The 19224-nt window shown below is 59.5% G+C and carries 18 protein-coding genes and 4 pseudogenes; 6 read left to right on the forward strand and 16 right to left on the reverse strand.

Translation table 11 applies throughout. The features are described from left to right. Positions 1-158 precede the first annotated feature (158 nt). Positions 159-292 (forward strand): annotated as a pseudogene (locus IQ26_RS34050) (IS6 family transposase); the annotation flags it as partial. Between the two features lie 667 nt (positions 293-959). Here the strand turns inward: IQ26_RS34050 and IQ26_RS34060 are convergent. The 3 genes and pseudogenes from IQ26_RS34060 to IQ26_RS40770 form a co-directional block, all read right to left on the reverse strand. After that, complete coding sequence (locus IQ26_RS34060; protein ID WP_145722784.1) at positions 960-1799, reverse strand: 2OG-Fe(II)-dependent halogenase WelO5 family protein; 840 nt, start codon at positions 1797-1799, stop codon at positions 960-962. Next, positions 1792-3047, reverse strand: a pseudogene (gene ectB, locus IQ26_RS34065) (diaminobutyrate--2-oxoglutarate transaminase). Before ectB ends, IQ26_RS34060 begins: the two are co-directional and overlap by 8 nt. A gap of 793 nt (positions 3048-3840) precedes the next feature. Next, a pseudogene (locus IQ26_RS40770) lies at positions 3841-4080 on the reverse strand (integrase core domain-containing protein); the annotation flags it as partial. A gap of 471 nt (positions 4081-4551) precedes the next feature. Between IQ26_RS40770 and gmd the strand changes: the two are divergent. The 4 genes from gmd to IQ26_RS39580 all read left to right on the forward strand — a co-directional run bounded on the left by gmd (position 4552) and on the right by IQ26_RS39580 (position 6910). Further along, on the forward strand, positions 4552-5613 hold the full coding sequence (gene gmd, locus IQ26_RS34075; protein ID WP_145722786.1) for a GDP-mannose 4,6-dehydratase: 1062 nt from the start codon (positions 4552-4554) through the stop codon (positions 5611-5613). Positions 5614-5625: 12 nt separating this feature from the next. Next, entirely contained in the window at positions 5626-5979 is a 354-nt protein-coding gene (locus IQ26_RS41340) for an SDR family NAD(P)-dependent oxidoreductase (RefSeq protein WP_322791141.1), read from the forward strand. Positions 5980-6260: 281 nt separating this feature from the next. Further along, positions 6261-6626, forward strand: coding sequence for a hypothetical protein (locus IQ26_RS41345; protein WP_208760277.1), 366 nt, complete (start codon positions 6261-6263; stop codon positions 6624-6626). Positions 6627-6757: 131 nt separating this feature from the next. Continuing rightward, positions 6758-6910 carry a hypothetical protein gene (locus tag IQ26_RS39580; RefSeq protein ID WP_162458154.1) on the forward strand — a complete coding sequence of 51 codons (153 nt, stop codon included), beginning with the start codon at positions 6758-6760 and terminating at the stop codon, positions 6908-6910. A gap of 27 nt (positions 6911-6937) precedes the next feature. On the opposite strand, the pseudogene IQ26_RS34090 reads toward IQ26_RS39580, so the two are convergent. Further along, positions 6938-8073: pseudogene (locus tag IQ26_RS34090) on the reverse strand (ISAs1 family transposase); the annotation flags it as partial. A 207-nt stretch (positions 8074-8280) separates the two neighbouring features. Between IQ26_RS34090 and pyrE the strand changes: the two are divergent. Beyond that, the gene (gene pyrE / locus IQ26_RS34095) at positions 8281-8877 is read left to right on the forward strand and encodes an orotate phosphoribosyltransferase (protein ID WP_145722787.1); all 597 of its coding nucleotides are present in this window, start codon (positions 8281-8283) and stop codon (positions 8875-8877) included. Between the two features lie 609 nt (positions 8878-9486). Here pyrE and IQ26_RS34105 read toward each other — a convergent pair. The 12 genes from IQ26_RS34105 to nifN all read right to left on the reverse strand — a co-directional run bounded on the left by IQ26_RS34105 (position 9487) and on the right by nifN (position 19223). Next, positions 9487-10500 (reverse strand): 1-aminocyclopropane-1-carboxylate deaminase, encoded by a 1014-nt coding sequence (locus tag IQ26_RS34105; protein ID WP_145722788.1) that lies wholly within the window; start codon positions 10498-10500, stop codon positions 9487-9489. 334 nt (positions 10501-10834) lie between these two features. Continuing rightward, a complete protein-coding gene (locus IQ26_RS41175; protein ID WP_338101654.1) occupies positions 10835-11275 on the reverse strand; it encodes an exopolysaccharide production repressor protein in 441 nt (146 codons plus the stop codon). Continuing rightward, the gene (gene fdxB / locus IQ26_RS34115) at positions 11184-11501 is read right to left on the reverse strand and encodes a ferredoxin III, nif-specific (protein WP_145722790.1); all 318 of its coding nucleotides are present in this window, start codon (positions 11499-11501) and stop codon (positions 11184-11186) included. Before fdxB ends, IQ26_RS41175 begins: the two co-directional genes overlap by 92 nt. Next, entirely contained in the window at positions 11498-11701 is a 204-nt protein-coding gene (locus tag IQ26_RS34120) for a CCE_0567 family metalloprotein (protein WP_145722791.1), read from the reverse strand. The genes fdxB and IQ26_RS34120 overlap by 4 nt, the downstream gene beginning before the upstream one ends. A gap of 25 nt (positions 11702-11726) precedes the next feature. Continuing rightward, positions 11727-12197 (reverse strand): DUF269 domain-containing protein, encoded by a 471-nt coding sequence (locus IQ26_RS34125; RefSeq protein WP_145722792.1) that lies wholly within the window; start codon positions 12195-12197, stop codon positions 11727-11729. Between the two features lie 362 nt (positions 12198-12559). Further along, positions 12560-13717, reverse strand: a complete 1158-nt coding sequence (locus tag IQ26_RS34130; RefSeq protein WP_145722793.1) for a TlpA disulfide reductase family protein — start codon at positions 13715-13717, stop codon at positions 12560-12562. A 542-nt stretch (positions 13718-14259) separates the two neighbouring features. Continuing rightward, positions 14260-14424, reverse strand: coding sequence for a FixH family protein (locus tag IQ26_RS41350; RefSeq protein WP_338101655.1), 165 nt, complete (start codon positions 14422-14424; stop codon positions 14260-14262). Between the two features lie 650 nt (positions 14425-15074). Further along, on the reverse strand, positions 15075-15962 hold the full coding sequence (locus IQ26_RS34140) for a universal stress protein (protein WP_145722795.1): 888 nt from the start codon (positions 15960-15962) through the stop codon (positions 15075-15077). Between the two features lie 105 nt (positions 15963-16067). Continuing rightward, a complete protein-coding gene (locus IQ26_RS34145) occupies positions 16068-16853 on the reverse strand; it encodes a response regulator transcription factor (RefSeq protein ID WP_145722796.1) in 786 nt (261 codons plus the stop codon). Between the two features lie 27 nt (positions 16854-16880). After that, positions 16881-17360, reverse strand: a complete 480-nt coding sequence (locus IQ26_RS34150; protein ID WP_145722797.1) for a NifX-associated nitrogen fixation protein — start codon at positions 17358-17360, stop codon at positions 16881-16883. Between the two features lie 17 nt (positions 17361-17377). Continuing rightward, entirely contained in the window at positions 17378-17875 is a 498-nt protein-coding gene (gene nifX, locus IQ26_RS34155; RefSeq protein ID WP_145722798.1) for a nitrogen fixation protein NifX, read from the reverse strand. Further along, positions 17841-19223, reverse strand: a complete 1383-nt coding sequence (nifN, locus tag IQ26_RS34160) for a nitrogenase iron-molybdenum cofactor biosynthesis protein NifN (protein WP_145722799.1) — start codon at positions 19221-19223, stop codon at positions 17841-17843. The genes nifX and nifN overlap by 35 nt, the downstream gene beginning before the upstream one ends. Position 19224: the final 1 nt, after the last annotated feature.

The following is a 19224-nucleotide window of genomic DNA, read 5'->3' on the forward strand; positions in this document are numbered from 1 at the left end:
TTTTTCAGCCGTGCCTGACCTCAGACTTGCGGTGAACATACCATTGTCAACGACTGGCGATCGTAAAGATCTTGTAAATTGATTTGAAGGATCCGTTGCAACGTTTTGATTACCGGCGGTGTCGCACGGAGCGTCTCCACAAATTTCGCAGGGTTGCAATGTTCAAGGGACGCCAATTTGACCAGTCAGTGATCCTACTTTGCGTGTGCTGGTACCAGGCCTCCGATCTCAGCTGCGTGATTTGGAGGAGATGATGGCCGAGCGACGGATCGAGGTCTCGTTCCAGACTGTCGCCGAACGGGCAGGAGAGTTCGGAGGCGAATATGGCCGCCGCACATGGGCGCCAATCTAGAGGGCAGGTTCGCCGACACCTCGACGAAATGTGGTGAGCACTTAAGGGAAAGCGGCAAACCCGATTCCTCGGCGAGAAGGCCGAGCGTTACATCGAACTGCACCACTCCCTCGGCTACGCCTTCAGCAAGCAAGCTGGAACGTTGCGAGCTTTCGTCCGCTACGTTGAGCGCGCTCAGCTCGATGGGCCTGCCACTCGAACGATGGCGCTGGACTTCGCACTGTCGTTCGTTGGCGCCGCCAACAGCCGCGCCACTCGTCACGGCATGCTCCGCCGATTCTACGAGTATCTCACCGTCTATGACGCCCGAACCGAGGCCTTGGAGCGCAGAGCTTTCCCCAGAAGAGCGATTCCGCCTCCGCGTATTCTCGGCGACGCTGAGTTGGCATCGCTCATCGACGCATGCGCCCGCGTTTCGCCGGGGTTCCTCTTAGGGGCCGGACAATGACGACGCTGATTGGATTGTTGGCGAGCTCGGGTCTGCAATCGGGCGAAGTGATCGAGACCGGACCGAGAGGACCGGGGCCGCCGCCGGACAGGCCCGCTGCGAAGGATGTTGACGCCTTAACTGCCCGCGGAAGCTGGTCAGTCGCTGCGGCAGCGAGCTTCAGGTCCACCAGAGAACAAGATCCGGCCGCGCAAACCCGAAAAAGCTGTTCAGCACCAGGCGACGCTTTCCGTTGCCTAATTGACCGGTGACCCCGTGAATGAAACCGCCATCAATTAGGGCGATATCGCCGGCCTTGAGCTGGAATTCGCGAGAAGGAACGGCCTCGAGATAGGGTGCCGAGTAGGGATAGCCAGTGGTCTCCACACCCTGCGATTTTCGGTCGGTGACCGTCGGCTTATGGCTCCAGAGCCGCAGATTGCCACCCTCCTCGGCCATGCTGGGGTAGAAGTTGAGCGCTGCGACGGTGTTGTGCGCCACCGCTGAAAGCTCGTAATCGTTCCCAGCACATAAGACTTGAGCGACATCGTCGTGGGGGTCCAAGGAAAATGTGCCGCTGCCAGACCAGCTGAGAGCGCGACAAACATTAGCCTGACCGTGCTCCGACCGGGCCAGCCGCAATTCAATGCCCTGTTTGTGAAGCTCGCGCTTCAACGCGTCGAACAATCCGCGGACCGGATCAACCAAATTGCCAAAAAGGGCGTCGACGTACGGTCGCGCAGTTTCCGCCTCTGCGAAATAGGTGGCTGCATCCTTCCTGTAGTGGGATGCGCCGACATATTGTCCGGGGACCCCATCTTTACGCTCCTTGAGACCGGGACTGCCAATAAACTTCGCCGTGATCTCCTCGGCTACTTCGGTGCTGAAAGCTTGGCTGACGTGCAGAGCGGTGATCTCCCCTTTCAGGACTGAGATGATCTCCGCAGTGCTGACCGAGCCGGTTCGTTCCCTGATCGCAACAGGCGAGATGGCTGGCGATTGAGATAGTTGGTTAGTCATTGGCTTGCTCCTGTAGTGCGTGATCAAGGATGGCGATGCCATGATCGAGTTCGACATCGGTGATCGTTATCGGCGGCAGGACTTTGATGACGTCGCGATTTGGCCCTGAAGATTCGATCAGCAGGCCATTTTCGAACGCGACATCGTGCACACGGCCGACAACGGCCGGTGAACTGCATTTGAGGCCGGCCATCAGACCGCGGCCGCGCTTTTGTTCGATGCACTTTGGAAATTTCGCAACGATTCGGTCAAGGTGTCCTTGCAGCTTGACGGCTGTCCGCTCGACGCCTGCAGTAAACTGCCTGTCGGACCACAGTTTGCACATGGCCCCGGCAGTCACGAAGGCGAAATTGTTGCCTCTGAAGGTCCCGCTATGTTCTCCGGGATTCCATATGTCTATTTCGGGGCGGATCAAAACAATGGAGAATGGACTACCTGAACCGCTTAGGGATTTTGAAAGGCACACGATGTCGGGTTCGATTTTTGCGAACTCGAAGGAGAAGAAATCGCCCGTTCGTCCCGCACCTGCCTGAATGTCGTCGACGATCAAAACAACGCCGTGCTTACGGCAAATGCGCTGAATCTCTGCGAGCCAAGCTGCGGATGCGGCGTTCATGCCGCCTTCTGCCTGGATGGTCTCCAGGATGATTGCGGCTGGCTTTCTATGCCGCTCCCTGGATCGCCCAAAACCCAGTCGATGTAACTGGCGGAATCGAAAGCTTGGCTCGGATAGCCGTCATAGGGGACACGGATCACATCATGACGAGCAACGCCGCCCAGTTCCCTGGTTGACGCCGAACCAGATACTGCGAGAGAGCCGAGCGACATGCCATGGAACGCGTTTGTGAAGGCCATTACGCTCGAGCGGCCAGTATATTTTCGCGCTAGGGCCAGCGCCGCTTCGTTTGCGTTTGTGCCGGTCGGCCCAGGAAATTGTATCTTGTAGGAAAGGCCTCTGGGCTTCAGGATCGAATCCACAAACACTTCAATGAATTCACGCTTTGCCGCTGTATACATGTCAAGCGATAGAAGAATGTTCTCGCCAACGAGATATTCGATCGCTGGTGCAATAATATTCGGGTTGTTATGTCCATAGTTGAGTGCGCCGGACCCTACGAGGAAATCGATATATGGGTTACCGGTTTCGTCCCAGATTGTCGCCCCGCGGGCCTTGGTAAAGACTGTGGGAAATGACCGCCCGTAGCGACGAACGTTAGACTCATGAGCCGTAAAAACGTCGGTGTTCATTTTAGGGTTCCCTCTGCATGTGGGCGTCGCGTTCAACGAGAGAGTGATTAGATGCGCCTGGTTGGTTGGCGTTTGTTCGTCAGTTTCACCTAGAAGATCAGAACAGTCCTGACGGGACTTTGGACGATCGGTGGCTTCCGACAAATCTGTTTGTAATGCGACATGCTCCTCAAAAGTTCCGCCACACAATGGAGACCGGACTTGCGCGGCAGCTCAACTGCTGCACAGACGCACTTCGAAACCTCCACCGTCGTCACGTTGCTCTGCATGCCGATATTCTCTCGGTAAATGCGTTGGAACGAACTCGGTTCTAGAGTTTTCGGGCAGTCGTCGATACTACGGCATCTGGTAGTTGACGCACCTGCTTGTGGCCCACGAAAGCGCCTGCCAATCAATCAAATCATAAGCTTGGAGCCAGCAGCGGCGGCTCATGTGTGACAGGCGCTTCCGCCATGCAGCAAGCATTTCCATGCCTTGGAGCGCACACACCGTGCGCATATAGCAGACCCTTACAGCGGCCTCGGCAAGCAGAGCACCTATCGCGATCTTAGACGGCTAGAATCTACAGGGCACATTGACCAATCACCGCCAGGAGCGCGAGAACGACGAATGGCGGGCGCCAACAAAAACATTGGCAGTCGGCATATCCCCCTTCGTTCTCGTTCGCACTCCCTTTAGGGCAGAGATTCGTGCCGGCCGGCGGGGTGATTAGGGATTGTTCTACCAAGATCACGCTAGGGATGCTGACGTTCCCCCCAGTTTCTATCCAGCTTTGATTTTGTTTCCGGCGGGGGGATTTGCCCTGATGGGCGGTGGAAGCGACGGGCGCTGGCGCGGAGCCTTTCGCATTGCGCAGCGCGAGCGAGCGTCGCGGATTGAGGGTCTGTGCAAACTCGTTCGGCGTCTGCCGTCCGATCTGCGAATGAGGCTGCTCATGTTGTAGTCGGCGCCACAGGGCCAGGGAGGCGCGGGTCTGTGCGAGCGAGGTGAACAGCGTCTCGTTCAACAGTTCGTCGCGCAGGCGGTCAGCGAATTGGGCGTGTCGGCCGATGCAGTGCTTATCGGTCTGAAGGAAGGAAACGGCTGTTGCCATCTCCGCGCCGCGCGGATTGCTGAGTTATTTGGCAATTCGAAGCTCTGAAACCTCCTTCCGCATTATCCATCGTGTGGATGCGCTCCATCAAAACAATCGATTTTACGAAGAGTAGCAGAGATGAAAAAACGTCGCTCGGGAGGCGACGCCCATCGGAAGTCTCTCCAGCTATGCGGAAAATGGAGGCGAAGTCCTTCTAGGGCGAAGTCCTTCTAGTTCGGATGCCAACGGTACACCACTCGATAATCCGCTCGCTTTCTTGACGTCTCTCAAAGGCACAGGTGCCGGCCAAGGCGGTGCACGCAGGGATGATTGCATCGCGCTTTTACGCACTGCAAGTCATTCGCACGTCCCGCTGACCATTCCTGTCAAAACGCTTCATTCATCCCCTTCATCACGGAAATGTCAGAGATGAGTTCACCCCGGCGTACGGCATTCATTACAGGTATCACCGGCCAGGACGGCGCTCTGCTTGCCGAACTGCTGCTTTCGAAGGGCTACATGGTGCATGGCCTGAAGCGGCGGGCGTCGCTGATCGGGAATACCCAGCGCATCGACCACCTCTATCAAGATCCTCATGAGGATCATCCCGACATGGTCCTACATTACGGGGACATGACGGACGCGACAAACCTGATCCGTCTCCTGCAGGAAACGCAGCCTGACGAAATCTACAATCTGGCTGCCCAAAGCCATGTGCAAGTCTCATTCGAGACCCCCGAATATACGGCCAATGCCGACGCTCTCGGCACACTGCGGCTGCTGGAAGCGATCCGCATTCTTCGCCTCGAGGAAAAAACCCGGTTTTACCAGGCCTCCACTTCCGAACTGTTCGGTTCGGTCCAGGGCAACCCGCAGGAGGAGACTACTCCGTTTTATCCACGCTCGCCGTATGCGGTAGCGAAGCTCTACGCCTACTGGATCACCGTGAACTATCGTGAGGCATACGGGCTCTATGCCAGCAACGGGATTCTGTTTAATCACGAAGGGCCGACGCGCGGCGAAACTTTCATCACGCGCAAGGTGACGCGCGCAGTAGCTGCGATTATGGCCGGCAAGCAGGACTGCCTCTATCTCGGAAACCTGGAGGCAAAGCGCGACTGGGGCTCGGCGCGCGACTACGTCGAGGGCATGTGGCGCATCCTGCAGCACCACGAGCCTGACGACTTTGTGCTCGCGACTGGCGAAACGCATTCGGTCCGCAGCTTTGTCGAGGCTGCCTTCAGGCGGGTCGGGAAGGAGATCGTCTGGGAGGGCAAAGGCGTTGACGAGGTGGGCCGCGAACGCATGAGTAACCAGGCGCTGATCCGTATCGACAAGCGTTATTTCCGTCCGACCGAGGTTGACCTGCTGATCGGTGATGCCTCCAAGGCGGCCACCAAGCTCGACTGGAAGCCCAAGACCACTTTCGATCAGCTCGTCTCGGAAATGGTCGAGGCCGACTGCCGCGCCTACGGGATCACGCTTGCTTGATGTGAAAAGATAATGATTTCGCAGGAGGGCAAACGCATTTGGGTCGCCGGCCACCGCGGCATGGGTGGGTCCGCACTGGTGCGCCGGCTGTCCGGCTTGCCCGAGGTAAAGATCCTCACGCTGGACATTCGTGATCTCGACCTGACCGATCGCGCAGCGACGACCGCCCAGGCCCGGGATGGTGCAGGCGATCGAACCTTCAAGCGCCTCGACATCCTGGTCAGCAACGCCGGCGTGCAGATCGTAGCGCCGCTTGCCGCGTTTGATTTCTACAAATGGAAGAAGTTCTTCCACAAAGGCACTTTCGCCGCTGATAGGCTCCATGTCGCGGTGGTCGGGACATCAACGCCACGACACTCAGCGTAAGCTCGGCCGGCTGTTCGGCGCTTGCCTCAGAGGCAGACGCTCGCCCCTGTCGCCAATATCGCCGCAAAACTCGGCCAGCAGGTGGTGGTGAACTACGACCTGCCGTAGACTTCGCTGCAGTTGGTTTTTCCCGGCGTCAGACGAAGCGAGCCGGAATTTTACGCCGTGGTTTTGATGAACGAAATTCTCGGCGGCTCGACCTTTGCCTAGCGCCTGTTCGAGGAGGTGCGCGAAAAGCGCGGCCTTGCCTACTCGTCGTCACCACGGCGAAGCGCGCCGCCATGTCGGCCGATACGCTCGGCCTCGTGCGCAAAGTGGTGAAGGAGCTGGCGGAACGGCCGACCGAGGCGGCCGAGAAATATCTGACGGGCCTATGCCAACAATCTGGATTCCTCCAGCGCCATTTGCGCGACGCTGATCGGACTGCAGATCACAAGCTCGGCATCGACTACATCCAGCGCCGCGCCGCCCTCATCGATCAGGTGACGCTCGACCAGGTCCAGGCAGCGGCGAAAAGCTGCCTTCGACCGTGCCCGCCATTATGGTCGTTGGCCCGCCGCTGGGTGCAAAGGACGAGCCCAGGACCCATTTCGCTTTCCTTCTCGCTTGTGAGGCCTTTGCGGGGGCTAAGGCGACTATACGGTTGACAAACCCAAAAGTGCGATAGGTATTCTGTCCTAGACTTACCCCGCTCAATGGAGCGATCTAGCGGAATGTGCTATGTTCGCGTCGTGGGCAAGACGGCAAAGCAGAGAAGCGAATCCTTGTCAGATCGCGAATGGCGATCGAAGCTGCCTATTTTGCCCGTAAGTTCGGCCTCACCAAAGATGAAGCGCTCAAAACCCTCAAAGAGGCCCGCGTCGTGATAACGATAAGGGAAAAATCTGCGCGAAACGGTCGCACCGGTATCAGGGCTCCGAATCCAGGTTAACGGCGCAGCTCTCCGAGGATTGAGGCGAGGTAGTCGGGCTCCAGCCGGCCTTTTGCGCCTGAGTTTGATGGAGTGCTTGTCGCTGACGGCTCTGACGAGGTTGAGAGCGAAATGGCGCACGATGGCCATGTTGAGTGCGCCATGGCCCTTTCTGAGCCGGGATTGATCATCGTTGAAGACGACGTCGAGGGTCCAGTGCAGGGCGTTCTCGACCAGCCAGTGGCGCGCACGGCATGGGCGGCCCGTTCGGCTGTCAGTTCGGCGGAGGCGATAAAGTATCGCGTGTCGAAGCGGCTTCTATCCCTCAGTCCAGTGCGCGAGCGGACGCGCACGATGGTTGTGGCGTCTGGCAGGCGCAGTTCACCGGGAAAGCGGCGCTGGCCTTCGAGCCAGCCGGCCTCGCGGCTGACGGTGACGGTGCGCTCCTCGATGCGGCCATGGGCCTTGTCGAGATCGACGAAGCTGTCGAGGCAATCGGCTGGAGCGTCATCGAAATAGCGCTCGATCTCGGCTCTGAGCGTCGGCTGGTTGGCCTTGACGGCGAGCAGATAGTCGGCCCCGGCATTGCGGATCGCCGTGGCGATCGTCGCATTGGTGGCGATGGCGTCGATCGAGACGAGCGTGCCCTTGAGGCCGTCATTTGCCGCCAGGCGCTCGACAAGCACCGGGATCGCTGTCGTCTCGTTGCTCTTGTCAGCGACGGCCTCCTGTCCGAGCACGAGACGGGCCGTGGTGGCGAAGGCCGAGACCAGATGCAGCGGGGCCTTGCCAGTGCCGCGATCGTGGCTGCGCCGTGACGTCTTGCCGTCGATGGCGACGAAGTCCGGCTTGTCGGGCCATGTCTGGTGCACCCATGAGGTGAAGGCGGCCGAGAACAGGCCGGGGTCGATGCGGTTCATCAGGATGGTCAGCCAGCGCCCGCCCGGCACGCCGTGATGATAGGGCAAGTAGCGGCGCAGGAAGTCGAGACGCGCCGCGCCCCAGTCGGCAATCAGATCATAGTCGTCGCAATCGCAGATCGTGCCGCAGACAACCAGAAGCAGGACTTCCGGCAGCGGATGCGCCACCCGCCATGGCTGGCGCGGGTCTTCGATCGCGGCGAAATGCTCCAAAAGCGCCTTCAGGCGCGGCTTCTCAAATCCTTCGAGGGCGGCAAGGGTCATGGCAGGGCTCCGAATCATCGATGCCCATGGAATCAGATCAACCGCAATCCCTAAAGTGCGTTAACCCGAGTTCGCAGCCCTGGCACCGGTATTGACTTTAATTGACACACCTCGCGAACACTTGCATAAGCCGCATAGCGGTAGTGGCTGAGGGGCATGCCGCACCCAATCCGCACCCAATTTTTCCCTAGGGGCGAGGTCTGATCTATGGCGGCACTGGCAAAATTCAGACCAGTTGATTCCGGCCAACACGACAAGGACGAACTCCGCGAGATTGTCCGTGAGCGCTCTTTTCGGTTCGGACGCTACACGCTTTCGTCGGGCATAGAGAGCGACATCTATTTCAATATGAAGCCTACTATGATGGTGGCGCGAGGCGCGCAACTTGCCGCTCTTGAGTTCCTAAAGATCGTTGAGCAAACGAAAGCAGAGTACGTCGGCGGCCTTGAAATGGGCGCGGTCCCCGTAATCGGATCAATGGCGGCTGTCAGCTCGGTCATGAACAAACCCATAAACACGATCTTCGTTCGCAAGGCTCAAAAGGCCCACGGCACAAGGGACGTGATTGAAGGCCTTGGCCCCAAAGAAGATCTCAAGGGAAAAGTCGTCCTGATCGTTGACGACGTTGCCACAAGCGGCAAGTCGATATTGAAGGCGATTAAAGAGGTTCGCCAAGTCGGGGGCATTGTGCGTGACGCTGCTTGCCTCGTGGACCGCGACGAGGGAGCTACGGCGCTGCTAGCCCAACATGGCGTAACGCTGCATTCCGTGCTGCATGCGAGCGAATTTGTGGAACGCCACTGACAATCTCATACAACGTCTTTCCGGCGACCTAGCCTTAGAGGACACTCCGCCGATTTGCAGCGAGTGCAAGCGCCTCGCGACTGAGAGCGATTGCCCTTGCCCATCCTCCCTGTTGTTGGTGCAACACATGCTCGCTGCCATTCACCAGCTCTTTTCGGTCCCGGTGAGGTTGCCCATTAGGGCTTATCGCGCTTTTGCTGGACGAGCGGCCTCAGCGGCAATGCGCCATGGTTCGCCGGCGGCATGCCGGCGTCATGGTGCGAGCGTAAAAGCGCCGAGCAGCCGGTGCTGGATCTCGGACGCGACGCCGCCGACTGGTGGGATGCGGCGTTGGTGCACGGGGCCCTCGTGCCGCGTTCCAAGCACGGATGAGCTGCGTCTCCCCATTCCGCGGTATCATGCTCGCGACCCCCTCGGTGGCGTGTCATGCAAGCGGGCCCGAGCGAATTGCCATTGAGATAGATCCGACTAAGGCATTCCGAATGAACCCGGTTACCTTCGCGTTGGGCGGCAGTTAACAGCCGGTCCCCGGTTGCCGGGCAGGCCCCCGAACGAACTTGGAGCGCATCGCTGGCACGGCAGGGCGGCGCAATCGCAATCTGTCGCACGTCAGCCGTTGCGAAAGGTGTAGCCGTAGCCGTTGATCGCCGGCGCGCCGCCGAGATGCGCGTAGAGGACCCTCGATCCCTCTGGAAAGAAGCCTTTCAGGACGAGGTCGATCATCCCTTGCATCGATTTGCCCTCATAGACGGGATCGGTAATTATACCCTCGAACCGCGCACACAGGCGGATGGCCTCCTTTGTTTCCTCGGATGGAATGCCATAACACGGGTAAGCGTACTCTTTGCGCAACACCACGTCATCCTCGACGAGTTCCATTCCGAGATCGACGAGCTTCGCTGTGTGTTGGGCAATGTTCAGCACCTGAGCCTTGGTTTTGGCGGGGGTGGCGGAGGCATCGATACCGATCACGTTGCGCTGTCGACCGTCCTTGGCAAATCCGACGAGCATGCCGGCATGCGTGGAACCTGTCACCGTGCAAACGACGATGTAGTCGAAGGCAAACCCAAGCTGTTTCTCCTGGGCGCGCACCTCCTCCGCAAACCCCACATAGCCGAGACCGCCATTTTGGTGAACAGACGCTCCAGCTGGTATCGCATAGGGTCTGCCGCCTCTCGATTTGACCTCATCGAGCGCTTGTTCCCAACTCCGGCGGATGCCGATGTCAAAGCCCTCGTCGACCAGGTGCACCTCTGCTCCCATTATGCGGCTCAAGAGAATATTGCCGACCCGGTCGTAGACGGCATCCTCATGGGGAACCCAGCTCTCCTGAACCAGGAGACATTTCATGCCGATCTTGGCGGCGACCGCGGCGACCATGCGCGTGTGGTTGGACTGCACGCCGCCGACGGTGACGAGCGTGTCGGCATTTGACGCGATCGCGTCGGGGATGATGTATTCGAGCTTGCGCAGCTTGTTTCCGCCGAACGCGAGACCGGAGTTGCAGTCCTCGCGTTTGGCGTAGATTTCCACCTTTCCTCGTAGATGCTTGCCGAGGCGGTCGAGCTTCTCGATGGGCGTGGGTCCAAAGGTGAGCGGATAGCGTTCGAATTTTTCCAGCATGTTCTCTCCGGCAACACGTGCTTGATCTGAAGTTAGCTATGCACAGTCATTCTAAGTGGCGTGTTCGAGGTCAGCTGCGTTCTGCGACGTTCCAAAAGCGCCCATCATTATTTCCAGCGCCGCATTGGTCATCGAGATCAAGCAACCCGCATGCCGGCCTACTGCGACAGGCTGGCAATGCCTGTGGAACCGTAACTGCACCTCCCCGGGTTGGAACGACCGGAAGCGGTCACCTCTGCCCATATCAAGCGCAGCGCTCCTTGAACGATCAGTTCAACGTTCGTGGTTGATCCAAAGTGGCATTAATCTGAACACTGATCTTGTCACGGCGCCTTCAAGGCAGCAGCGATATGCCGCCCATCGGAACAAGTTGAGGCACATCTGAAGATTCATTCCTCACCTCATCATGGTCTGCCGGCTGGGATCGAACTTCCTTGCAACTACCGAAATGCTCAGCCCTTTGGCCAGCTCTGCTAGCGCAGCCAGACCGCGAGATCAGAAAGAGCACGCTTGCGAAATAGGCCAACTGAAGGAGCAGCGAACAAGCCAGCGTCGTGACGACCACCATGCGGATGGAATGAGAAGCGAAGTACACAGCCAGAGCGTTGCTGCACAGGACCAACCACAGGACGCGATGAAAGATTCTAAAGGGCAACGCCGTTCTCCTGATTTGTCCCGTCAAGTCATGCTGCGACCTGGTCGGCCGCAACATGGGTCTGGCAGTTCTTCGGGCAGACGCGGGCGCAGGCTCCGCAGCCAATGCAGCGGCCGGCATGATCAACAACCATGATCATGCGATTGAGCTCGCCGTCGAAATCATCGTCTTCGCCGTCGCAGGCGCCGAGGATTTCACCCGCGTCATCGACGCCGTGAAGGTGCATGACCTCGCGCGAGCAGACCTTGAAACAGCGGCCGCAGCCGATACAAGTCTTGCCATCTATAGCGGTCAGATATTCCGGCAGCCATATGGAGCCGTCGCGGGTGGTGAATGTGCTCCTCATCGTAAATTCTTCATTGCAGCGAGCTCTCTCTTGGCACCATCCAACTCGGCAAAAGCGGCGTACGCTTTCTCGGCAACCTCCTCTATCTCAGTCCATTGGACCGGGAGATCCTCTGCAAGGTCGCGCAATTTCATCTTGGCAACTGCCGCGCGGAGCTGAAGCTTTCGGACTTTCTTCCCCATCTCATCTAGGTTTGACATAAATCCTTCCTCGAAATTGGTCTCTTCACGCCCGCGCCACGTCGGGGTAGGCTTCAGCGGGTGCAGTCGCATCTTCGACCAGTTTCGTACCGGTCTCCGCGAGTTTCCGGAACGTCTCAAAGCCGAACCGGTGGACGTCTCGACAGAACGACCAACCGCCCGACCGTGGAAAGCATGCGTTCGAAGCCCTCATGGGTTTCATCTCCATCATTGGCGATGTCATCAGGCCGGAGCGCTCCTCGATGGCAAGCCCGACGGCGGTGTAAAACATGTCGAGCCTCCACAGCACGTCCGGATCGGGATCGCCGATGATGGGGATCGCATGGCGCTGGTCCTTCGTGGTGATAAAGTCGGCCAGCAGCTCGGCGTCAGCTTTGCCTTGCCATGACCCGTAGGAATCCTGAGCACGCATCAGCCGCACGAGGCATTTGACGAACGGGGTGGCAAGTGCCGCCTCGTCCTCGTTGACAGCAGCGCTCACCGCGGCAACAGACATTTCGCTTTCTCCTCATTTCAGTCCTCGTCCTCGAAAGACGATTTCTGTTTTCGGGGCCGCCTGCTTCGGGCACACTTGCGCAGCCGACGTCCGGCTTGGCCGGGCCGATTCCACGCAAGTGATGTCCCGCTGGCCGATCTTGAAGAGGTCCTCGACTGCGGGGTCTTCCACCGCGGCCAGAATTCGCGTCGAGCATCCCGTCTCCCGCGATGCGGCCGGAGGTCATTACAAGATTTGAACTCCAACCTGCGGCAAGCGATGCGCCCTGTGCTGCAATGGGCATACTTACTGCGGGCTCGCCGCAGACGATGGGCGAATTGGCCAGGGTTCAATTCCAATTGTCATCCCTTTGCGATCTTTTCTCATGAGGCGACTGCGGTTTGATTTTCAGGAGCCTTGTTTTGCGGAACCACGCAAAGATCCGCGTAACAGGCGCGCTCACCCGTGTAGTTGGCCAGGGCTTGGAGCAATGGGGTAAGGTAATGCTGTTTGATGTGGTCCGGCATTGGCTCCGGATCACCCAGCGATTTCAGTGCCACCTCGATCAACTCGATCGCGCGATCCTTGTTGCCGCTCTCGTAATAATACTGAGCGAGCGGGACGTACCAAAGGAATTTAAGGGGGCCGTCGCCTTGTGGAGGATTCAGTGTCAGGATCTGTTCCGAGAGCTTGTCGCCCATCGCAAAGCGCTCAGCACGCGGGAGATGGGAGTTGTCCATCGCGGGATCGAAGAGTTGGTCCAGGGCCATGACCATCCAAGACACGGCCTCGAACTTTTTGTCGATCGCGTCCTCGACCAACTGGCGCATGAGTGGCAAGCCGGCCCGCATGTCGCGCAGCTTGTGAAGCAGTAGATTCGCATGAGTGCGCCGGAACTCGATATTGTCTGGCATCAAGGCGAGGCCTTCTTCGATGGCCATGAGTGCCGCCGTCCAATCCTCGGCCTGCATCGCCGGCCGAAGTTTGGCGTATATCGGGTTGGTCAGCGTCAGTTCGCGCGCTTTGCGTTGGTGGCTGGCAATCCGCTCCGCATCGGCCGCTTTCGCTTCATCGCTGGTGCGCCAGCTGCCGCTAAGCACTTTCGGCAAAACCTCCTCGAGTTGCATCGGATGACCGATAAAGGCGATGTGGCCGTCTCGGTCGACCACGAACGAGGCCGGAATCCCGACAGAAAAGCTGGGTTCCCTCCAAAGCTTGTTCATTTCGCCTGTGTGGTCGAACGCGATCCGATAGTTCAGATTCGAGCACTTTTCGGTCAACCACGCGTCCAACTTGGTGCGGGCCTCATCGGCCGTTGGAGCCTGTTCATCAGCCGCGACGCCGACGACCTCAAGTCCGCTGTCCTTGTATTTCTCCTGCAGCTGCACCAGATGGGGCATCGCCGCCACACATGGGCCGCACCAGGTCGCCCAAAATTCGACGATGTACACTTTGCCGGGCTGGAAGTTCGTGAGGGGCTCGCCACGCAGCCAGTCCTCCACTTTAATCGAAGGAGCCGGGGACTCCATCTGCAATACCATGTTGCTCTCCAAAGCTATTGCCAAAGGTTGCGCGACTTTATGCGCGAGCTTGTTTCCCCCATAGAGACGGGGAACGACGGTTCAAGGAAGGAGAGCATCGCTCGTCTCGCGCGTCAGCGTGCGGTCAGCCTTCACTCAGTGTTGCCGTATCTCATGCAAAGGCCGTGCCAGCGCGCTCATCGCGCATTAATCGCATGATTACGCTTTGAAAAACCTCCAAGTGCCCGAGATGGCCGTTTGTATTGAACCCGACATGTTTTCTGCCGCTGTCAGGTTTTGGACACGCATCACGCGCTTCGCGCCGCCAAGAAAAGCGTGGCCACGGACGACTGAACATCTATTCGGGCTGAGGGACGAGCAGATGCACGTCATACCGCGTTGGCTACCGCCAGGGCTCGTCATGATCGTCCGCTTCACGCCACCTGGCTTGAGCTTCTTACCGTTCTGGTCCCTCAGGCGGTAGCGGATCTCGCCATTTGCGATTGCAAGCGCCGCTCCGTCCCGGCCTGTTCCCTGCCCTCTCCCGCCTTGCGATTGAATTCCTAGCTGGCGACACAGGAGTTCTTCACGACGAAGCCGGTACAGGTGCGGCTCGCGAATACCTCCATCCTCAGAATGACGATGATGATCGTGGCGAAAAAGGCCAGGATGAGTGCCGGCATGTGCCGGCCGGTGAACTCTCCGGGATTCCTGCTTTGTGTCGTTATCTTCTGTGTCCCCTGTGCTCAGGCGCTACAGGGGCCGCCTGGTGCGAATGTGAGCGTTGTCGGAATTGTGCAGCCCAAAAACCGGTCAGTCGCCACGCGGGTCGGGCCGGACCGACTGAAACGCCGAAGATGCGGCCTCGCCGCTACCCGGCTACCGTCCCGGGCGATGACAACGTGATTGATGCCATCAATTCCCGCCGACTACGGCCAAAAGCACGACCGTCCCGACTCGAAGTTGTGGGCCTCGGCCACGGCACGGTCATTGCGTTGTTCAGCTCCCAGCCAGCAATGAGGGAGATCGCGATAGCGCGCATGCGATGCCGTTACGACTCTGAACTCGGCCTGCCGCGCTGAAACGGCTCTCCTTCTCTCCTGACGCCGACCTGCGAAGCCGTGGTTTTGGCTCCATTGAGGAGCGCCTCTACCTCTGCGCGGCCGGTGGTCGCCGCGTTACGGTTCATCTCGGGCGAGCAGAACCCCCGAGCGCGCGCTAGACACGTCCGGGGGTTCTCGGCGACGGCACGTGCACATTGGCTCCGAGGAGCTTCGCGAAATTTCCCGCGTTCGCCGCGACCTTTCTGCGAATTGGCATCAGGATCGGTGACCCAGGGGAGTAGAGCTTCGAACAGCTCGGTGCTTCCTGGAACCAGTCAGCGAGCCAAAAACAGCGGCAATGGCGGCTTCCCAACTATCCATCTCGTGACACCGCCGAAGAGCCGCTCACGCAGCCGGCGGCTGCCATAAGCGCCCATGACGATCATGTCTGCAGACGTGTCGATTGCGTGCTGCGCGAGCACCGTGGCCACCGGTTTACCGGCGCTCGCCAGCCGGTCAACCGATACCTGAGCACCGTGCCGGGTAAGATAGGCAGCGATGTCGGCTCCCGGCTCGGCACCGTTTCCGGTGCAGGTCGCCTCCGGATCGACCAGTGCGACACGAACTTCCTCAGCACGAGATAGCAGATCCAGCGCTTCCCGAACCGCACGGGACGCCTCGACTCGCGAATCCCAGCCGACCAGCACGCGCCGCGGCGACAGTGTCGCCTCAGCGCCCTTCGGCACAACAAGCACCGGCTTTCCCGTGTCGAACAAGCTGCCGTTGATAACAAGAGGTCCGAGATCATTGTCGTTGAGAAGTGCGGGGCCGACGATCGTCAGGTCGGTGCAGTGCGCCCGCTGTCGCACCGCGTCGCCGACGTCGGCCTCATCGCAGTAATCGGTGTCGACGTCATAGCAAAGTGACGTGGCTCTCAGCAGTTTCTGGATTTCCCTGGATGTTTTTTCCAGGCTGGCCATGTCCTGCGAAAATGTCTCGATTTGCCTATACCGTTTTTCCAGTCTGGCAATGGCTGGTGCGCGTTGTCTAGGCCACTCCGGGATGCCATCGCCGAGCAGCGGAGACGGCATAACGAGCGGCGGAGGCGACATCACCAGTACGGAAAGATACGCGCCGACTTCGGCACACAAGCCTGCAACTGTTTTGACGTCCTTATCGGAGTGGTCAGAACCCGTGACACAGAGTACGCTTCTAAAACCCATCTGACTGCTTCTTTCTGAATATGTCGCACCTGTAGGCGCGTTTCGAAGCCGCAAGACTTGTGCCACTCCTCATCTCCGTCGTGCTCAGGGCCACCGGTTCGCTATTTAGCCGTCCGGCTTCTCGAGCGAGTAGCCGGCCGACCTGACGGTCCGAATGACGCTGCCGGGCGAGGCCGTCTTCAGTGCCTTTCTGATCCGGCTGATATGGACGTCGACGGTGCGTGGTCCGATATGGATATTGTTCGGCCAGGCCGCGGCGATCAGCTCGTCTCGGCTGAAGACCTTGCCGGGATCCTCAAGAAAATGCCGCAGCATGTTGAACTCGATCGGTCCGAGATGGATGTCGTGGCCATTGCCTCGAACCCGGTGGGCGTCGAGCCTCATCTCAAGGCTGCCGCAGGAGAGCCAGCCGCCGTTTTCAATCCCGTTTGAACCCGGCTTCGGCAGCGCCAGCTTCGTCCGTAGACAGTCAAGCAGCTTGGCCGGCGCGATCGGCCGCACAAAGCTCTCGTCGATGCCTGCCTTCAAAAGATCGAGGTGCTGGTTCTCGGCGCCGGGCGCGATCAGGGCAATAATGGGCAGTCCGCCGGTCCGGGGCTCCCGCTTGAGCCGGGCGCAGATTGCGGACCCGGTTATGCTCGTTGGCCCGCAGTCCAGCACAACGGCCCGGAAGTCCCGTTCGTCGGCCAATGCGAGCGCTTCCTTGGCGCCGCCTGCCGGCTCACTGGCGAAACCGTCCACCTCCAGAATGTGGCTGAGGAACAGATAGAACTCCGCGTCTTGCGAACAGATCAGGACGAGTGGCTTCATCAGCGCTACCCCAGGAACCAGATCGGCCTCGACCGCCTCGGTTGAGTGGGCTGGCCATGGCAGCTCCTCAAGTCCTGACATGATCCAATTGCCCGAAAATCGGTTTCATCACGCCCGTGCGATGTCGGGGTAGGCTTCTATGGCTGCGAGCGCATCGTCGACCAGTTTCGTACCGGCCTCCGCGAGTTTCCGGAACGTCTCGAAGCCGAACCGGTGGACGTCGCGCAGGGTCTTCGACAGAACCACCAACCGCCCGGACGTGAACAGCACCCGCCCGAAGCCCTCATGGCTCATCTCCATCATCGGCGATGCCATCAGGCCGGAGCGCTCCTCGATCGCAAGCCCGACGGCGGTGTAAAACATATCGAGCCTCCACAGCACGTCCGGATCGGGATCGCCGATGATCGGAATCGCTCGGCGCTGTTCCTTGGTGATGATGAAGTCAGCCAGCAGCTCGGCGGCAGCTTTGCCTTCCCATGATCCATAGGAATCCTGAGCACGGATCAGCCGCACGAGGCATTTGACGAACGGGGTGGCAAGGGCCGCCTCGTCCTCGGCGACAGCAGGGCTAGCCGCGGCGTCAGACATTTGGCCTTCTCCTCATTTCAGTCCTCGTCCTCGAAGGACGGCTTCTTCTCGGCGACGCCTGCCTCCGCCAGCACCTTGCGCAGCCAAGGGGGAGGACACGTCCTGAGCATCATCTGCGTACGCAACAGCACCTCCTGGATGGTTTGGGGCTGCGGCACCTTGATCGGGTGGATTTTTGCCGAAACAACCTTGGCCGCCGAAGGTCCGCCGATCGCCAGACAAAACAGGAGATGGCAGCCCTTCAGCGCCTCCACCTTCGGCGTGATGCGGTCATCGCCCTCGGTCCGATGCTTCCCGTTCTCATCGGAAACGTCATCGAAGGCCAAGGCTTCCACGAGATGCCACTCCTCGCGCGTCACGTCATAGACAGCAAAGCGTCTGGCCGAGCCGAAATGGGCATTGAGGTCCTTCATGTCCTGCGTGGCGATGGCTACGCGCAATGCGCCTGCTCGTCTTTCCGGCATCGGTGCGTGAACCTCGTCAGTGACGAGTGAGAGGCGACGAACGGGACCCATCTGGCGTTTCTCGCTTGCGGAGGGGATCAATTTCTTCAGGTGTCGGCGCCTGCCGGTAAGCCTGGAAAATGTTGGCAACCTCGAAGACCAGGTCGCGGGTGCCCTGATAGAGGATTGTGAGCTTGTGCTGGCTGCCAAGCCGGTCGAAGATCGGGAAGCCGACGCGCATGAGCGGAATGCCAAGGCGCTGCGCCGCCTGGCGTCCGTGGGAATGAGTGACGAGAAGATCGGCGCTCGCCGCAAGAGTCTCCAGATCGCCGAGATCACCGATCTGAACCGACTCCGCCGGTACTTCTTCCAGAATTTTCGACATATCGGTCGTGGCGACGGCCGCCGCGATTTCGGAGCCCATGCCGACGAAGAACGTCGCGAGTTGGTAGAGTTGGTCTGGTTCAGCAGCAATCGCAATTTTCTTGCCTCCGAAATGAAAATGTCCGTCGAGCAACGCATCCTGCAATTGCGCCCGGCGACGGCGCACCCCGGCCGGCACCGACGCACCCGAAATCGTGGACAGCAGCGAGACGAACCGGTCGGCGCCCTTCAATCCGGTCAGCGACTGGAACAGCACGTAAGGCACGCCGGTCAACCTCCACAGCACCTCGGCCGGACGGCGCATATGCTCGCCGATGGCGATGCATTGCGCGGCCGTGCCAAGCTCGCGGATATCCTCGACGCTGGTGCCGCCATAGGTGGTCGTAACCCACCGGTCGGGCACCGTACCGTCGAGCGAGCCGGAGACGTCCGGCAGTATCACCGGCTTGAGCCCAAAGCTTTCCACCATCTCGCGCAAATGCTCGATGTCAGCCACCGTGAGGTTCCAGCCGGGCAGGATGGCGATCTTCTTCGACTGCCGTGCCTGTTCGCCGGGCCGTGTAATGCCTTCGATCATCGCCGTGACAGCGTTGGCCCAACCCTCTTCGATCGCGCCATTAAAATCCGGCGTGTTGGCCAGCACGATCTCCGTACCCGCGATTGCTTCCGCGCGCTTCAGCCTGATGTCGGCGATGTCTCCTGCGCAATCTTCGCCACGGGTTTCCACCAGCGCCGTCGTGCAGACCCCGATCAGTTTTGGCTTTGTGCGGGTCTTGAGGTTGAGGATCGCCTCTTCCAGATTGTCGGCCCCGCCGAGGATCGTCGAAAGCTCGTCCATCGCCGTTGTCTGCAGGGGGATCGCTTCCTTGAAATGCCGCACGAAGAGCACGAGCGCGAAGCTGGTGCAGCCTTGGCTGCCGTGGAACAGCGGCATGGCGCCGCCGACCCCAAGAAAGGCCAAGGCCGCACCCAGCGGCTGCGAGGATTTCAGCGGATTGACCGCCGCTGATTTGGTCTGGGGAAGGATGCGCGCCATC

The organism is Mesorhizobium tianshanense, from assembly GCF_007830515.1.
GTDB lineage: Bacteria > Pseudomonadota > Alphaproteobacteria > Rhizobiales > Rhizobiaceae > Mesorhizobium > Mesorhizobium tianshanense.

What these genes read in the sequence shown, in the direction of transcription:
- pyrE (WP_145722787.1), top strand. Translation starts at nt 8,281, where the DNA reads ATGGCGGCACTGGCAAAATTCAGACCAGTTGATTCCGGCCAACACGAC.
- IQ26_RS34140 (WP_145722795.1), bottom strand. Translation starts at nt 15,962, where the DNA reads ATGGGTTTTAGAAGCGTACTCTGTGTCACGGGTTCTGACCACTCCGAT.
- IQ26_RS34130 (WP_145722793.1), bottom strand. Translation starts at nt 13,717, where the DNA reads ATGGTATTGCAGATGGAGTCCCCGGCTCCTTCGATTAAAGTGGAGGAC.
- IQ26_RS41340 (WP_322791141.1), top strand. Translation starts at nt 5,626, where the DNA reads ATGATTTCGCAGGAGGGCAAACGCATTTGGGTCGCCGGCCACCGCGGC.
- nifX (WP_145722798.1), bottom strand. Translation starts at nt 17,875, where the DNA reads ATGGGTCCCGTTCGTCGCCTCTCACTCGTCACTGACGAGGTTCACGCA.
- nifN (WP_145722799.1), bottom strand. Translation starts at nt 19,223, where the DNA reads ATGGCGCGCATCCTTCCCCAGACCAAATCAGCGGCGGTCAATCCGCTG.
- IQ26_RS34150 (WP_145722797.1), bottom strand. Translation starts at nt 17,360, where the DNA reads ATGTCTGACGCCGCGGCTAGCCCTGCTGTCGCCGAGGACGAGGCGGCC.
- IQ26_RS34145 (WP_145722796.1), bottom strand. Translation starts at nt 16,853, where the DNA reads ATGTCAGGACTTGAGGAGCTGCCATGGCCAGCCCACTCAACCGAGGCG.
- IQ26_RS39580 (WP_162458154.1), top strand. Translation starts at nt 6,758, where the DNA reads ATGGCGATCGAAGCTGCCTATTTTGCCCGTAAGTTCGGCCTCACCAAA.
- IQ26_RS34125 (WP_145722792.1), bottom strand. Translation starts at nt 12,197, where the DNA reads ATGTCTGTTGCCGCGGTGAGCGCTGCTGTCAACGAGGACGAGGCGGCA.
- fdxB (WP_145722790.1), bottom strand. Translation starts at nt 11,501, where the DNA reads ATGAGGAGCACATTCACCACCCGCGACGGCTCCATATGGCTGCCGGAA.
- IQ26_RS41345 (WP_208760277.1), top strand. Translation starts at nt 6,261, where the DNA reads ATGTCGGCCGATACGCTCGGCCTCGTGCGCAAAGTGGTGAAGGAGCTG.
- gmd (WP_145722786.1), top strand. Translation starts at nt 4,552, where the DNA reads ATGAGTTCACCCCGGCGTACGGCATTCATTACAGGTATCACCGGCCAG.
- IQ26_RS41175 (WP_338101654.1), bottom strand. Translation starts at nt 11,275, where the DNA reads ATGCCGGCCGCTGCATTGGCTGCGGAGCCTGCGCCCGCGTCTGCCCGA.
- IQ26_RS34105 (WP_145722788.1), bottom strand. Translation starts at nt 10,500, where the DNA reads ATGCTGGAAAAATTCGAACGCTATCCGCTCACCTTTGGACCCACGCCC.
- IQ26_RS34060 (WP_145722784.1), bottom strand. Translation starts at nt 1,799, where the DNA reads ATGACTAACCAACTATCTCAATCGCCAGCCATCTCGCCTGTTGCGATC.
- IQ26_RS34120 (WP_145722791.1), bottom strand. Translation starts at nt 11,701, where the DNA reads ATGTCAAACCTAGATGAGATGGGGAAGAAAGTCCGAAAGCTTCAGCTC.